General features: G+C 70.9%; 14 protein-coding genes. 10 read left to right on the top strand and 4 right to left on the bottom strand.

Annotated elements, in window-relative coordinates; genetic code table 11:
* Window positions 1-5: 5 nt before the first annotated feature.
* Entirely contained in the window at window positions 6-443 is a 438-nt protein-coding gene (locus tag CKO28_RS05565; RefSeq protein ID WP_200339611.1) for a hypothetical protein, read from the top strand.
* Between the two features lie 74 nt (window positions 444-517).
* Window positions 518-895 carry a hypothetical protein gene (locus CKO28_RS05560; protein WP_200339610.1) on the top strand — a complete coding sequence of 126 codons (378 nt, stop codon included), beginning with the start codon at window positions 518-520 and terminating at the stop codon, window positions 893-895.
* A gap of 84 nt (window positions 896-979) precedes the next feature.
* On the opposite strand, the gene CKO28_RS05555 is transcribed toward CKO28_RS05560, so the two are convergent.
* The gene (locus CKO28_RS05555) at window positions 980-1,948 is read right to left on the bottom strand and encodes an SEL1-like repeat protein (protein ID WP_200339609.1); all 969 of its coding nucleotides are present in this window, start codon (window positions 1,946-1,948) and stop codon (window positions 980-982) included.
* Between the two features lie 300 nt (window positions 1,949-2,248).
* On the opposite strand from CKO28_RS05555, the gene murJ reads away from it, so the two are divergent.
* The 7 genes from murJ to CKO28_RS05520 all read left to right on the top strand — a co-directional run bounded on the left by murJ (window position 2,249) and on the right by CKO28_RS05520 (window position 11,016).
* Complete coding sequence (gene murJ, locus CKO28_RS05550) at window positions 2,249-3,805, top strand: murein biosynthesis integral membrane protein MurJ (protein ID WP_200339607.1); 1,557 nt, start codon at window positions 2,249-2,251, stop codon at window positions 3,803-3,805.
* Between the two features lie 306 nt (window positions 3,806-4,111).
* On the top strand, window positions 4,112-5,152 hold the full coding sequence (trpS, locus tag CKO28_RS05545; RefSeq protein WP_200339605.1) for a tryptophan--tRNA ligase: 1,041 nt from the start codon (window positions 4,112-4,114) through the stop codon (window positions 5,150-5,152).
* A 397-nt stretch (window positions 5,153-5,549) separates the two neighbouring features.
* The gene (locus CKO28_RS05540) at window positions 5,550-6,461 is read left to right on the top strand and encodes a sulfite exporter TauE/SafE family protein (protein WP_200339604.1); all 912 of its coding nucleotides are present in this window, start codon (window positions 5,550-5,552) and stop codon (window positions 6,459-6,461) included.
* Window positions 6,458-7,264 carry a TIGR02186 family protein gene (locus tag CKO28_RS05535; RefSeq protein ID WP_200339603.1) on the top strand — a complete coding sequence of 269 codons (807 nt, stop codon included), beginning with the start codon at window positions 6,458-6,460 and terminating at the stop codon, window positions 7,262-7,264. The genes CKO28_RS05540 and CKO28_RS05535 overlap by 4 nt, the downstream gene beginning before the upstream one ends.
* A 99-nt stretch (window positions 7,265-7,363) precedes the next feature.
* Window positions 7,364-7,885 (top strand): universal stress protein, encoded by a 522-nt coding sequence (locus tag CKO28_RS05530; RefSeq protein ID WP_200339601.1) that lies wholly within the window; start codon window positions 7,364-7,366, stop codon window positions 7,883-7,885.
* Window positions 7,886-8,306: 421 nt separating this feature from the next.
* Window positions 8,307-9,452, top strand: a complete 1,146-nt coding sequence (locus CKO28_RS05525; RefSeq protein WP_200339599.1) for a glucosaminidase domain-containing protein — start codon at window positions 8,307-8,309, stop codon at window positions 9,450-9,452.
* A 76-nt stretch (window positions 9,453-9,528) separates the two neighbouring features.
* The gene (locus tag CKO28_RS05520) at window positions 9,529-11,016 is read left to right on the top strand and encodes an adenylate/guanylate cyclase domain-containing protein (protein ID WP_200339597.1); all 1,488 of its coding nucleotides are present in this window, start codon (window positions 9,529-9,531) and stop codon (window positions 11,014-11,016) included.
* 254 nt (window positions 11,017-11,270) lie between these two features.
* Here the strand turns inward: CKO28_RS05520 and CKO28_RS05515 are convergent, their stop codons facing one another.
* The 3 genes from CKO28_RS05515 to CKO28_RS05505 all read right to left on the bottom strand — a co-directional run bounded on the left by CKO28_RS05515 (window position 11,271) and on the right by CKO28_RS05505 (window position 12,664).
* Complete coding sequence (locus CKO28_RS05515; RefSeq protein ID WP_200339595.1) at window positions 11,271-11,549, bottom strand: Lpp/OprI family alanine-zipper lipoprotein; 279 nt, start codon at window positions 11,547-11,549, stop codon at window positions 11,271-11,273.
* 236 nt (window positions 11,550-11,785) lie between these two features.
* Complete coding sequence (locus CKO28_RS05510) at window positions 11,786-12,343, bottom strand: hypothetical protein (RefSeq protein ID WP_200339593.1); 558 nt, start codon at window positions 12,341-12,343, stop codon at window positions 11,786-11,788.
* Window positions 12,344-12,424: 81 nt separating this feature from the next.
* Entirely contained in the window at window positions 12,425-12,664 is a 240-nt protein-coding gene (locus CKO28_RS05505) for a CDGSH iron-sulfur domain-containing protein (RefSeq protein ID WP_200339592.1), read from the bottom strand.
* A 264-nt stretch (window positions 12,665-12,928) separates the two neighbouring features.
* On the opposite strand from CKO28_RS05505, the gene ispH reads away from it, so the two are divergent.
* On the top strand, window positions 12,929-13,903 hold the full coding sequence (gene ispH / locus CKO28_RS05500; RefSeq protein ID WP_200339591.1) for a 4-hydroxy-3-methylbut-2-enyl diphosphate reductase: 975 nt from the start codon (window positions 12,929-12,931) through the stop codon (window positions 13,901-13,903).
* Window positions 13,904-13,988 lie beyond the last annotated feature (85 nt).

The raw sequence follows: 13,988 nt of genomic DNA, 5'->3' as shown, positions 1-13,988 counted from the left end.
GCAACATGCCCCGCACGACAGGCATCCCGACCGTCACGACCGAGCCCCGTCCCGCGCGCCGTCTGCTGGCCGGGGCGCGCGCCGCGGCGATGGCGTTCGCTCTGGTCGCCGCCCCGGTCGCGCCCACGCTGGACGACCCGACCGCCGCCAACACCGCCGACGCGCGCGGCAACGGCAATGGCGCCGGGGCAAGCGGCGGCGGACCCGGAAACGGCAACGGCGGGGGGCCAGGCAACGGCGCGTCCGCCAGTGCCGGCGCGCCCGGCCGAAGTGGGGACGCCCCCGGTCGCGGCGGCCAAGCACCCGGGCGGAGCGCCGAGCGCGGCGGGTTCGGCGGCGACGCACCGGGGCGCAGCGGCGCGGCGTACGCGGCAGCGGGGCCGTCACCGGCCTGGACGCCGAGGTCGCGGGGCACCGCGACGGCGATCGCGATGACGGCGTAACCGCGGCCAGCCTGGGCAGCCTGAACGCGGCGCGCGCGGCCCAGCCGGCACTGGCGAACGCCTCCGACCGGTCGGTGGTCGGGCAGATCGGCAGCTACGCCGAGGCGGCCGAGGACGGCGATGCGGAAGCGGCCGCGGCCGCGCTGTCGGACGCCGCGCGCAGTGCCACCACCACGATCGACGCGGCGACGGTCGAGGCGGTCAACGGCCTGCTCGGCTTCACGCCCGACGCGGCGCCGAGCGCGGACGACCCGACCGCCGACGCCACCCCCGAGGCCGTCGCCGAGGCGGCGGAAACGCTGGGCGCCCAGGAAGACGCCGGTGACGACGGCGGCGATGACGGTGACAACGGCGGCGATGACGATGACGACGGCGGCGACGACGATGACGGCGACGACGCGGCGGACGACGACGGCGAGGACACCGACGCCGACGCCGCGAGCGAGACGTAGCGCGAAGACCCGACCGGCGAACCCGCCCGCAGGCTGATTTCCGCCCCAACGCCGTGCGATCGCGCGCGGCGAACCCGCCGGCCGCTACGCCGCGACCCGGGTGGCCCGCAGAACGGCGCGCAGCAGGTCCGGGGTCAACGCGCCGTCGACCGCCATGCCCTGGTCGCGCTGGAACGACCGGATTCCCGCGCGCGTCGCCGGCCCCATCAGCCCGTCGATCGGGCCGGCGTCGTGGCCCAGCGCCCGCAGTGCCGCCTGCAGGTAGCGCACGGTCGGCGGATCGGCGAACGCGTCGCTCGGCGCGGCCTGGATCTGCGCCAGGTGGCGCTTGGCCGCCCGGCGCTGGCTCGGGCTGAGGTCGGCGCGCACACGCTCGGCCAGCGGCGCGGCCGCGGCGACGCCGTTTTCGGCGGCGCGGACCAGAAACGCGTAGCCGAGCGCGCGGTCACGCGGCACGCGCTGCCCATCGGCCAGGATCGCGCCGTAGCTGAACTGCGCCTGCGGTTCGCCGCGGCGGGCGGCCTTGCCGTACCAGCGCCCGGCCCACAGCGGATCGGCCGGCACGCCCTCGCCGTTCATGAACGCCCGGGCGAGCGCGTATTGCGCGGGCGGGTACCCCTGCGCGGCGGCGCGGGCGAACCAGCGCGCGGCCCGCTCGGAATCCTGCTCGACCCCGCGGCCCTCGGCGACCGCCCGGCCCAGCAGGTACTGCCCGCGCGGCGACCCCTGCTGGGCAGCCCGGTTGAACCAGTCGGCGGCTTCTTCGAGGTCGGGCGCGACGCCTTCGCCGTCGCGGTAGGCTTCGCCCAGTTCGTAGGCCGCCTCCGCGCTGCCGGCCCGCGCGGCCGACCGGTACAGCGGTACCGCCTCGCCGTCGCGGTCCTGGGCGTCCAGCTCGCGGGCCTGTTGGTAGAGCTCCTGCGGATCGCCGCCGCCCGAGATCGCCTGGCCGAGACGGCTCAGGTCCGCGCCCATCTGCTGGCAGGACACGAGCAGCACGGCGCCGAGCAGCACCGCCGGCATGCGCAGGGCGGGCGCGGAAAAGACACGCATCAGCCGAGATCTCCCGTCGGTCGCGGACGCCCACCCCGGGCGCCCGTACGGTTGCGCGGAAGTCCCCCGAAATAACGCCGATGCCCCGTGGTCCGGGCGGTTCGCAGACCGACCGGGCGGCTGACGGCGATCCCCTCGCCGGGCGGTAACATCGCACGCCCGCGCGCGCCGTGAAAACCCGGTAGGTCGCCGGTGACCACGCTTGCCCGTTGTTCAGGCAAGTTGGCGCAAAGCGCTTTCGCCGCCCCGCGCGCGTCGGCTATCAGGGCGGCCCACGCCCGCACGAGACGCCAGCCACCCATGTCCCTCCTGCGCTCGCTCGCCACGGTCGGCGGATATACCGGGATCAGCCGGATCCTGGGGTTCGTGCGCGACATCCTGATGGCCGCGGTGATCGGCACCGGGCCGGTCGCGGACGCGTTCTTCGTCGCCTTCCGATTCCCCAACTTGTTCCGCCGGCTGTTCGCGGAGGGCGCGTTCTCGGCCGCGTTCGTGCCGCTGTTCGCGCGCCGGCTGGAGGAGGACGGCCGCGCCGCCGCGGTGCGGCTGGCGGAGGAGACGCTGAGCGTGCTGACGGCCGCGCTGCTGGCGTTCACCCTGGCCGCGCTGCTGGCGATGCCGCAGCTGATGCACCTCCTGGCGCCCGGGTTCGCGCAGGACCCGGCGAAGTTCGACCAGGCGGTGCTGCTGACCCGCCTGACGTTTCCCTACCTGCTGTTCGTCTCGCTGGTCGCGCTTTACGGCGGGGTGCTCAACGCGCTCTACAGGTTCGCCGCGATGGCGGCCGCGCCGATCCTGCTCAACGTCCTGTTCATCGCCACCCTGCTGGCGGTGATCCCGCTGGCCGACGCGCCGGCGGGCCCGGCGCTCGCCTGGACGGTGACGGCGGCCGGGGTTGCGCAGTTCCTGGCGATGATCTGGGCGGCCCGGCGGGCGGGCATCACGCTGGACTTCCCATGGCCGCGCCTGACGCCGGGCGTGCGCCGCACGCTCCGGCTGATGGGCCCCGGGGTCGCCTCCGCCGGCGCCTTGCAGCTGAACCTGTTGGTCGGCACGATCGTCGCCTCGCTGCAGCCGGGCGCGGTCAGCTACCTGTACTATGCCGACCGGGTGTACCAGTTGCCGCTGGGGCTGATCGGGATCGCCTTCGGCGTGGTCCTGCTGCCCGATCTGTCGCGCAAGCTGCGCGCCGGCCAGGACCAGGCCGCGCGCGACAGCCTGAACCGCGGGGTCGAGCTTGCCCTGCTGCTGACCCTGCCGGCCACCGTTGCCCTGGTCGCGATCCCCTGGCCGATCGTGAGCGTGCTGTTCGAACGCGGCGCGTTCGACGCCGAGGCCGCCGTGGCGACCGCCTGGGCGCTGGGCGCCTTCGCGCTCGGTCTGCCGGCCTACGTGCTGATCAAGATCCTGCAGCCCGGCTTCTTCGCCCGGGAGGACACCTGGAGCCCGTTCGTCGCCGCGGCCTGGATGGTCGGGGTCAACATCCTGCTCACGGTCGGCCTGTTCTATTGGATCGGCTTCGTCGGGATCGCGCTCGCCACCGCCGTCGCCGCCTGGGTGAACGCCGGCCTGCTCGCGCTCTGGCTCCGGCGCGCGCGCTTCCTGGTCGCCGACATGCGCCTGAAGAGCCGGCTGCCGCGGATCGCGCTCGCCAGCCTGCTGATGGGCGGGGTGCTGGTCGCCGGCCAGTCCTTCGCGATGCCCTGGCTGACCGGCGGACTGGCCGCGCGGGCCGGCGCGCTGGCCGCGCTCGTGCTCGGCGGCATGGCGGTCTACTTCGGCTTCGCCGTGGTGACCCGCGCGGCCGACGTGCGCGAAATCGCCAGCGTCTTCCGCCAGCGCCGGGTGGCAGAGTAACGGGGTTCACCACCAAGACACCAAGAGAGCAGATTTCACCACAGAGGACACAGAGGGCACGGAGGAGAAAGGATCGCGCGCGGCGCGCGCAAGAGAACTTGCGTCACCGCTGTCAAACGCTGGGGGCGGGCTGATGGACGCGCCACCGTCCCCTCAGTGTCCTCCGTGCCCTCTGTGGTAAAAAGCCTTCCTTGGTGTCTTGGTGGTGAGCCTCGATCACGCACGTCCGTTGGCTTGACCGGGTGGGTGCGCGCGGCCATAACCGCAGCGCGGCTCAACCCCTAGGACAAGCGGGCATTTCCAGCGATGAAGCGCATCTTCTCCGGCGTGCAGCCGACGGGCGCCCTGCACCTCGGCAACTACCTGGGCGCGATCCGGAACTTCGTCGATCTGCAGCACGAGGCCGAGGCGATCTACTGCATCGTCGACCTGCACGCGATCACCGTCTGGCAGGAGCCGAGCGCGCTCGGCCCGAACACCCGCGAGGTCGCCGCCGCTTACCTCGCCGCCGGGATCGATCCCAAGAAGAGCATCATCTTCAACCAGTCGCGCGTGTCCGCCCACGCCGAGCTTGCCTGGATCTTCAACTGCGTGGCGCGGATCGGCTGGCTGAACCGGATGACCCAGTTCAAGGAAAAGGCCGGCAAGCACCGCGAGCAGGCGAGCGCCGGGCTGTATATCTACCCCGCCCTGATGGCCGCCGACATCCTGGCCTACAAGGCGACCCACGTGCCCGTGGGCGACGACCAGAAGCAGCACCTGGAGTTCGCCCGCAACACCGCGCAGAAGTTCAACTACGACTATCGCGGCGGCGACGAGAACGGCGTCTTCCCGCTGCCGGAGCCGATCATCATGGGAGCGGCCGCGCGGGTGATGAGCCTGCGCGACGGGTCGAAGAAGATGTCCAAGTCCGACACCTCGGACATGACCCGGATCAATCTGTCGGACGACCGCGACACGATCGCCGACAAGATCAAGCGCGCCCGCACCGATCCGGACATGCTGCCCGGCCCGGACGTGCTCGACGAGTCCGGCGACCTGCCGGAGCACACCCGCAAGAGCCGGCCGGAGTGCTTCAACCTGCTCGGCATCTACGCCGCGCTCGCCAACGAGAGCTGGCGCGAGGTGCTGCAGCGCTTCGAGGGGCAGGGCTTCGGCGGCTTCAAGCCGCAGCTGGCCGAGCTCGCGGTCGAGAAGCTCGGACCGATGGGTCAGGAGATGACCCGCCTGCGCAACGACCCGGCGGAGATCGACCGGATCCTCGCCGACGGCGCCGACCGCGCCGCCGAGATCGCCCAGCCGGTGCTGAAGGAAGCCAAGCAGGCCGTGGGCTTCCTGCTGGACTAGAGCAAAATCGATGAAGGTCGAGTCGACCTTCATCGTGAATTTTGCTCTAACGGCTTGAAGAGAGAGCAAGATTCAGCTGGAAGGTGGCTTCACCTTGCAGCATCTTGCTCTTGGGCACGAGGCCGAAGGGTAGACCCGCCTTTCAGCCTCGTGCGCTTTCTTCAAGAAGTTAGAGCAACGGGACGCGAGGGGACAGGCCGCGTGACCGCGGTCCGGATCGCGGTCCCGTCACATTCGCGCCCGCAACAAGCGGCGTCCGCCCAGCGTTTGCGCCTGGGGCGGTGCGGCAGTAGGGTGGTCGCCATGCCGTCCATCGCGGATGCCCGCCCGACGCGAGCCGGGCGGCGCGCCGCCCTGCCCGACGTCCATCACATCCGCGGTTGCACCCGATTACGCGATGCAAATCTACCTGCCGATCGCCGAGTTGTCGCTGGACGTGTTCCTGCTGCTCGGCCTGGGCGGGGTGATCGGTTTTCTGTCGGGCCTGTTCGGCGTGGGCGGCGGGTTCCTGATGACCCCGCTTTTGATCTTCATCGGCGTGCCGCCGCCGGTCGCGGTGGCGACCCAGGCGAACAACGTCGTCGCCTCCTCGATCTCCGGCGTGCTGGCGCATTTCCGCCGCGGCAACGTCGACGTCAAGATGGGGACGGTGCTGCTGGTCGGCGGTCTGGCCGGCTCGACCTCCGGCGTCAGCCTGTTCAAGCTGCTGAGCGAGATCGGCCAGATCGATCTGGTGATTAACCTGTCCTACGTGCTCGTCCTCGGCACGGTGGGCGTGCTGATGACCTGGGAGGGCGTGGCGGCGTTCCTGCGCACCAGCCGCAAGCTGCCGGCGCGCAAGCTGCACCAGCACAACTGGGCGCACGGCCTGCCGTTCAAGATGCGCTTCCACCGCTCGCGGCTGTACATGTCGGCGCTGCTGCCGCTCGGGATCGGCTTCGGCGTGGGCGTGCTGTCCGCGATCATGGGCGTGGGCGGCGGCTTCGTGCTGGTGCCGGCGATGATTTACCTCTTGGGCATGCCGACCAGCGTGGTGATCGGCACGTCGCTGTTCCAGATCATCTTCGTCGCCGCCAACGTCACCTTCCTGCAGGCCGTGCAGAACCAGACGGTCGACGTCGTGCTGGCGCTGATGCTGCTGCTGGGCGGGGTGGTCGGCGCGCAGTACGGCAGCCGCGTGGGCAGCCGCCTGCCGGGCGAAACGCTGCGCATCCTGCTCGGCGTGCTGGTGATCGGCGTGGCGCTGCGGCTGCTCTACGAGCTGGTCAGCGTCCCCGCCGACGTCTATTCGATCGGGGTCGGGGCATGAGCGCGCACCGGGCAATCACATGGTTGCGCCGGCGCCTGCAGCCGCTCGCCACCGTTCTGCTGGGCGCCGTCGTGCTCTCGGGCGTGCCGGCGGAGCGCGGCCACAGCCAGGATCTGGTCGCCGACCTGTCGAAGCACCTGGTGGCGATCACCACGGGCTTCACCGGGACCGAGGTGCTGCTGTTCGGCGCGGTCGGGCAGCCGGCCGACGGCAGTTCGCCGGGCGAGGTCGCGGTGGTCGTGCGCGGCCCGTCGACCCCGGTCACGATGCGCCGCAAGTCGCGGGTGGTCGGGATCTGGATGAACACCGCGTCGATGACTTTCGAGCGGGTGCCCAGCTTCTACGCCGTGGCGGCGAGCGCACCGCTCAGCCAGCTCGCCCCCCCGCAGTTGCGCCAGCGCAACGGCATCGGCCTGGACGCGCTCAACATCTCCCTGCCGCCGGCCAAGGCCAGCCCCAACGTCGCTCAGGAGTGGCGCGACGCGCTGATCCGTGCCAAGCAGCGCAAGGGCCTGTATTCGGCCAGCGTCCGGCCGGTCGTCTTCCTGGGCGCGCGGCTGTTCCGCACGGAGGTCTATTTCCCCGCCAACGTGCCCACCGGCAGCTATCAGGTGGAGACGTATCTGCTGCGCGACGGTCAGGTGGTGAGCGCGCAGACCACGCCCCTGATCGTCTCCAAGGTGGGCGTCGAGGCAACGCTCACCCGATTCGCCTATGAGTATGCGGCGCTTTACGGGCTCGTTGCGATCATCGTCGCGCTGCTGGCAGGATGGGGCGGCTATGCCCTGTTCCGGAAAGCCTGAGCGGGGTCGCCGCACCGGCCCGGTCCGCCCGCACCCGACACCGACGGGTCCGATCCCGCTGGCCCCGCCCGCTTTGGGCCAAACCGTGAGTTCCGCCCGATGAGCGCCGACCCCTCCGAAAAATCGTTCGCCGACTATCCGAGCGCCACGACCGGCAGTGAACGCCGGGTCTTCCTGGTCGTGGTCGACGACACCGAGGAGATGGAGGTCGCGCTGCGCTTCGCCTGCGGCCGGGCCGCGCACACCGGCGGGCGCGTCGCGCTGCTGCACGTGCTGGAGCCGAACGACTTCCAGAACTGGATGGCGGTCGGGGATCTGATGCGGCAGGAATCCCGCGCCGAAGCGGAGAAGCTGCTGCAGCGCTACGCCGCCAAGGCGCAGGACTGGTCCGGAAGCACCCCGATCCTGTTCCTGCGCGAAGGCCAGCGGCACGACGAACTGATCCGCCTGATTCAGGAAGAACCGGCGATTTCGATCCTGGTGCTGGGCGCCTCCACCGGCCAGGGCGGGCCGGGTCCGCTGATCTCCGCCTTGACCGGCAAGCTGGTCGGCAAGCTGCGAATCCCGATGACCGTGGTGCCGGGCAACCTGAGCGATTCGGACATCGCCAGTATCGTCTGAACCGCCCGCGAATTCGTTCCGCACTCGTAACGGCTTGGCCGAAACCGTCTGAGCGGTCCGGGCTAACGACCGGTTTCGGCAGGTTTTTTCGCTGCACGCGCTGGCGTTTGCGGGGAAAGTGCGGCGAATCCAAAAGGTTGCAACCTGTACGCCCGCCCGACATGCTGAACGGGCGTCCCAAGACAAGGTGCCGACAGGTGATCCCCCTCTCGGCTCAACCGCGTCCGCATATGGAGACGTGAGAGCGAAAGTCAGCCAAAAGGCCGAACCGGCGTTCAGGCATGTCGCTCTCGGCGCCGCGCCCGTTGCGCGGCCCGCCGATCCTTAAATCCGGACGAAGCCGGCCAGGTTGGCCAGCCTCGTTCCGCGTGCCCACGGATCCGCCGATCCCGCGGTCCGCCTAGCAGGAGGCAAACGTCAGATGAGCGATCCCGCAGGCCCAACCGGTCCTCGAACCCGCGGCGCGGACGCGTCGAAGTCCCCCGGCCCAACCGGGGCGAAGAGCCTGGTGCGGGCGATCGTCGGGCCGAAGCGCGAGCGCGCGGTGCTGGCGCTGGCGGTGCTGGCGGCGTGCGCCATGGCGGTGACGGTGATCCTGGGCGGGCCGGTGACGCGCAATGCCAGCGTGGAATACAGCCCGCAGATCGCCGACCTGCTCGACGCCGAGGGGCTGGCCCGCCGGACGGCGAACGCGGAAGGCCAGACCTGGGCGGTGGTCCGCCTGCCGGACGGCCCGCAGCCGCTCGCCAGGTACTTCGCCAGCATGAACTACCACGTCGACGGCGTCCGCGAGGGCGGCCCGGAAGTGCCGCGCGTCTACGTCGAGGACCTGCCGGAGGGCCTGCGGGACTTCGCGCCCGTCGAGGCGAAAAAGCAGCTGTTCGTCCGCCTGATGCTGCCGCTGGTGCTGAAGGCGAACGAACGCGTACTGGCCGAGCGCGAGCGGATCCGCAGCCTGCGCAACCGCCTTGACCGGCTGAACCCGCGGGAGCGGAGCTGGCTGATGGCGACGGCGGCCAAGTACCGGGTCGAGGCGGACAAGCCGGCGGCGATCGATTTCGACCAGCTGCTGATCCGCGCCGACGTGGTGCCGCCGTCGCTGGCGATCACGCAGTCGATCCTGGAAAGCGGCTGGGGCACCTCCCGCTTCGCCCGCAAGGGCAACGCCCTGTTCGGCCAGCGCACCTGGAGCGCGGACACGCCGGGCATGGACCCGCAGCGGGCCGAGGGCTTCAAAGTCCGCGCGTTCGACAGCCTGCTGCAGTCGGTCGAGGCGTACGTGCGCAACCTGAACACCACCGGCGCCTACGCCAGCCTTCGTCAGCAGCGCGCGCGGATGCGCGCGCAGGACCGCCGGATCGACGGCTACCAGCTGGCCGGCACGCTGACCAAGTATTCCGAGGAAGGCCAGACCTACGTGCGCAAGCTGCGCGGGCTGATGCAGCACAACGGCCTGCGCGCGTTCGACGACGCCAGCCTGCGCCGGCAGACGATCGCCCAGCGGGTGATCCCCGACGCCGACGTCGAGGCCGTCAACGTGGCCCTGGCGCGGCCGGGTCCCGACTGAACGGATCTTACCGCGTCTGCGTATCGACGCGGCAGACCCCGTTGATGTCTTCTGTGGCCGAAGGGCCCGATCTCCCATGTGGCCGCGTTACCTCCTGCTGATGGCGGGCACGGCGCTCGTCGACCTCGGCTTCACGGGCGCCTTCATTCTGGTCTCCGGCAACCTTGAGGCCTGGGGCCTGGCGATCGCCTGGAACGTCGGCTTCCTGATCGCGCTCAACCTGCTGGGCGCGATGGCGATCGCCCGGCCGATCGCCCGGGCGCTTCGAACCGGTGATCCGGCGGATCGCGGCCGCGCGCAGGCCCGGCTGGACCGGCTGCCGGCGCTGTCGGTCGGCTGGGTCGCCCTGGTCACCCTCGCCTACTGCACGGCCGTATTCTTGTCCGGCGTGTTCGTGCGCGATCCCGCGGCGTTCCGCGCGGTCGACCCGGACGTGCGCCTGCTGGCGACCTGCTGGTTCAGCTTCGTCTACCTGTTCTACTTCGGCTTCTACGCCTTCTTCGCGGCCAGCGACGCGGCGGCGGAGGGGCGCCGGGCGCTGGGCCTCGACGCACGCGCCGTGCCGGGGCCGACCGGTACCCTGCCGGCCAAGCTCGGGCTGGTCGCGCTCGCGCTCGCGGTGGTGCCGACCGCGCTGGTGCTGCTCGACGTCTCGCTGCTCGCGCACGTGCGCGCGGCGCAGGGGCTGGACACCGAGGGTGCGGTCGCGCTCGACATGATCGGCAGTTTGGTGGCGGCGACGATCGCCGGGGTGTTCGTGCTGCGCACCCTGCTGCGCCCGGTCGACCAGCTGGTGGCCGGCTTCCGCGCGGTTCAGGCGGGCGACCTGGAAGTCCGGCTGCCCGCGGTATCGGACGACGAGCTGGGCAGCCTGAGCCGGCCGTTCAACGCCATGGTCGCCGGCCTGCGCGAACGCCGCCGGATCGAGGACATGTTCGGCAAGTACGTCACCCAGCCAGTCGCCGAAACGCTGATCGCCCAGGGCACCGACGGCCGGATCGCTGGCGAAACCCGCACCGCGACGATCCTGTTCACCGACATCGCCGGCTTCTCCGCGCTCGCCGAGCGGATGACGCCGGACGCAACGATCAAGCTGCTGAACGCGTACTTCGAACTGGTCGCCGAGCCGATCACCCAGCACGGCGGCACCATCGTCAACTTCATCGGCGACGGCGTGCACGCGGCGTTCAACGTGCCGGTCGAACAGCACGACCACGCCGCCCGGGCGCTGCGCGCGGCGCTGGAGATCCAGGCCCGGCTGGCCGCCCGGGAAGTCGCCGACGGCGTGCACCTGACCACCCGGATCGGGGTGCACACGGGCTCGGTCGTCGCCGGCTCGGTCGGCTGTCAGGACCGGTTGAGCTACACCGTCTACGGCGACGCGGTGAACGTTGCCGCCCGGCTGGAGCGGCTCAACGTCCAGGCCGGCACCACCGTGCTGGCCAGCCGCGCCACGATCGAGGCCGCCGGCGGGGCGGTCCCCGACGGCGCCCAGCTACGTGCCCTCGACCCGGTCCAGCTGCACGGCCGCCATGAGCCGGTGCATCCGGTCGCGGTCGGGTAGGGGCCTAACCGCCCGGCCGCAGGCGTTCGGTCGCAGCCGTTCGGTCGCACGGGCATGAACAGCCGCTCAGGGTGTGCCGCTGTCGCGCCGCCCAGGCCCGGCGAACTTCGACGCCGCGATCGACGCGCCGCGTTCGACACGCCGCGTTCGACACGCCCATAAAAAGAACAGGCCGTACCGAATTGAACCGGTACGGCCTGTTCATCTCACGTCCGCCAACAAAGACGGGCGTTGTCCGCTGTGCGGGTCGATGCTTATTTCTGCATCGACTTCTGCATCATCCGCTGGGTCTTCTCGTTCGCGGCCTCGGCGGCGCGCTGGGCCTGCTCGGCGTTCTGCTGGGCCTGCTCCGCGGCCTCGCGGGCGGCGCGGGCCTCTTCCAGCGCCTGCTGCGCGGTTTGCTGCGCGCTCTGCGCGGTCTGGGTGTTGCTCTCGACCTGGGACATCAGGTCCTCGTTGGTCTGGGCGCAGCCGGCCGCGAGCAGCGCCGGGACGGCCACGATGCCGAGCGTCTTGGCGATACGGAACGTCATCTCTTTAACCCCCTTCGTTCTAGGCAGATGTTGTTGCTGACGGTGCGATTTGTAAGCCGCTGCGCGCGGCTTCGTCCAGGAATACCAGCGCGGCGGTTAAGCACGATCGGAAGGCCACCATAGAAAACTGCCCGAATAAAGACCAGCCGGTACGGGTCCCGCGATTGACACAACCGTGTTGCCTGCGCGCAACAATGGCCGGTCGGCCGCGCCGGCCGGCCGAGTCGCCGGCGCGGTCATCCGCCCAGGTTGGCGCGGTTGTAGCGCAGCTGCGCGGGCGTCAGCACCAGCCCGACGTAGATCGTATAGGCGTCGGTCGCCGCGCCATCGGCGACCGGGATCGTGGGCGACAGGTACTGCGCCGCGGCGACCCGGGTCTGGTTGCCCGGCAGCTCGAGCTCGATGTCGAAGCTCCGCCGCTTCAAGACCTTGCCGTCGGGCCCGACGACGGCGACGAAGTACCGGCCGCTGGCGACCCCTTCGGTGTTCGCGGGGCCCTTCTCGGCGGTGAAGCGCACGCCGAGCTCGGTCTCCAGCGTGCGCGCATCGTCGTCGCGCTCCAATTCGCAGGTCAGCGCGACGTCGCTCACCTGCAAATCGAAGCGCACATCGGTCAGGTCGCGCCCGCCGCCCTGGAAGGCGATCAACTGGGAACTTTCCTGCGGGATCACGGCGGGCGGGCAGACCAGCCGCGCGGGCTGGTCGTCGCTGGCACAGCCGGCGAGAGCGAGCAGGGCGGCAAGGCCGGCGAGCGCCGGGGCGGCACCGGGGCGGCGGGGGATGAAGCGCGGCACGCGCAGTCGACCTCTCGTCAGAATGCGGAAAATGGGGCGGCGCGCCTGAGTCGCGGCGCGGCTGGCCGGATCCAGCGGACCTTACAGCTTGGCATGCGTCCCGTCGCAGAACGGCTCGTCGCCGGACTGCTTGCAGCCGCACAGCGCGGCCGTGCGGCTCTGCTCGGCCTTGAACACCTTGGGCGCCAGGCCAGTTCCGGAATGCGAGCCGTCGCAGAACGGCTGGTTCGCCGACCGGCCGCAGGCGCACCAGGCATAGGTCTTGCCGGCTTCCAGCTGGACCGGGTAGGGCGCCTTCTGGGCGGGAATGCGGTCGGCCATGCGGGGTTCCTTCCGGCGGCGGTGTTGGGTTACTGTCCACGCCATACGCCCCAAGCCATGCGCCGAGGCGCCGGACGCCGGACGCGCGGACGTTGGCGCGACTTTAGGAAAGCGGCCCGGCGCGCACAAGGCTCGCGACCGGCCGCGCGATCGGCCCGCCGACCGCAGACGTGCAGGCCGGATAGCCCCAACCGCAGACCCGGCGACCGCAGACCCGGCGACCGCAGACCCGGCGACCGCAGCCGAGAGGACCGCAGCCACGCCATGAGCAAACCGCCGCTGACCATCTACCTCGCCGGCCCGCGCGGCTTCTGCGCCGGCGTTGAGCGCGCCATCGACATCGTCGAGCGGGCGCTGCAGAAGTACGGCGCGCCGGTCTATGTCCGCCACGAGATCGTACACAACCGCTACGTGGTCGAGCAGCTGGAGAAAAAGGGCGCGATCTTCGTCGACGAGCTGGACGAGGTGCCGGTCGACAAGCCGGTGGTGTTCTCCGCCCACGGCGTCCCCAAGGCGGTTCCGCAGGAAGCCGAGCGGCGCAAGATGTTCTACCTCGACGCGACCTGTCCGCTGGTCTCCAAGGTCCACCGGGAGGCCGAACGCCAGCACGGCAAGGGCCGGGTCGTCGTCCTGATCGGCCACGCCGGCCACCCGGAGGTCGAGGGCACGATGGGCCAGCTGCCCGACGGCGCGATCAAGCTGGTGCAGGACACTGACGAGGCCGAACGGCTGCAGGTCGAGGATCCGGACAACCTGGCGTTCGTCACCCAGACCACCCTGTCGGTCGACGACACCGCCGACATCGTGCAGGTGCTGCAGCGCCGCTTCCCGAACATCTCCACGCCCAAGCAGGAAGACATCTGCTACGCCACCACCAACCGGCAGGAGGCGGTCAAGACGATCGCCAGTTCCGCGCAGGCGCTGCTGGTGGTGGGCGCGCCCAACTCGTCGAACTCGCAGCGGCTGGTCGAGGTCGGCGAGCGGCGCGGCTGCGCGCCGTCGTTCATGGTGCAGCGGGCGCGCGACATCGACTGGTCGAAACTGGACGGCGTCGAGAGCCTGGGCATCACCGCCGGCGCCAGCGCCCCCGAGATCCTGGTCGACGAGGTGATCGCCGCCTGCCGCGAGCGCTTCGAGGTGACCGTCGAGGAGGTGCGCGTGACCGACGAGAACATCCAGTTCAAGCTGCCCCGCGCGCTCATCGACACCGACCCGGTCGAGGCCTCGCCCGCCCGCTAGGCGCCGGCGCCCTTAGCCGGCTCCCCGAGCTCCGCCGAGCGTGTCGGCGGAACCGGCGCGCCCCCGTCTCAGACGTCTCCATACC

It is taken from the genome of Rhodovibrio sodomensis (assembly GCF_016583645.1).
GTDB lineage: Bacteria > Pseudomonadota > Alphaproteobacteria > Kiloniellales > Rhodovibrionaceae > Rhodovibrio > Rhodovibrio sodomensis.
This window is presented reverse-complemented; position numbering and strand designations above follow the sequence as displayed.

What these genes read in the sequence shown, in the direction of transcription:
- CKO28_RS05565 (WP_200339611.1), top strand. Translation starts at nt 6, where the DNA reads ATGCCCCGCACGACAGGCATCCCGACCGTCACGACCGAGCCCCGTCCC.
- CKO28_RS05555 (WP_200339609.1), bottom strand. Translation starts at nt 1,948, where the DNA reads ATGCGTGTCTTTTCCGCGCCCGCCCTGCGCATGCCGGCGGTGCTGCTC.
- murJ (WP_200339607.1), top strand. Translation starts at nt 2,249, where the DNA reads ATGTCCCTCCTGCGCTCGCTCGCCACGGTCGGCGGATATACCGGGATC.
- trpS (WP_200339605.1), top strand. Translation starts at nt 4,112, where the DNA reads ATGAAGCGCATCTTCTCCGGCGTGCAGCCGACGGGCGCCCTGCACCTC.
- CKO28_RS05540 (WP_200339604.1), top strand. Translation starts at nt 5,550, where the DNA reads ATGCAAATCTACCTGCCGATCGCCGAGTTGTCGCTGGACGTGTTCCTG.
- CKO28_RS05535 (WP_200339603.1), top strand. Translation starts at nt 6,458, where the DNA reads ATGAGCGCGCACCGGGCAATCACATGGTTGCGCCGGCGCCTGCAGCCG.
- CKO28_RS05530 (WP_200339601.1), top strand. Translation starts at nt 7,364, where the DNA reads ATGAGCGCCGACCCCTCCGAAAAATCGTTCGCCGACTATCCGAGCGCC.
- CKO28_RS05525 (WP_200339599.1), top strand. Translation starts at nt 8,307, where the DNA reads ATGAGCGATCCCGCAGGCCCAACCGGTCCTCGAACCCGCGGCGCGGAC.
- CKO28_RS05520 (WP_200339597.1), top strand. Translation starts at nt 9,529, where the DNA reads ATGTGGCCGCGTTACCTCCTGCTGATGGCGGGCACGGCGCTCGTCGAC.
- CKO28_RS05515 (WP_200339595.1), bottom strand. Translation starts at nt 11,549, where the DNA reads ATGACGTTCCGTATCGCCAAGACGCTCGGCATCGTGGCCGTCCCGGCG.
- CKO28_RS05505 (WP_200339592.1), bottom strand. Translation starts at nt 12,664, where the DNA reads ATGGCCGACCGCATTCCCGCCCAGAAGGCGCCCTACCCGGTCCAGCTG.
- ispH (WP_200339591.1), top strand. Translation starts at nt 12,929, where the DNA reads ATGAGCAAACCGCCGCTGACCATCTACCTCGCCGGCCCGCGCGGCTTC.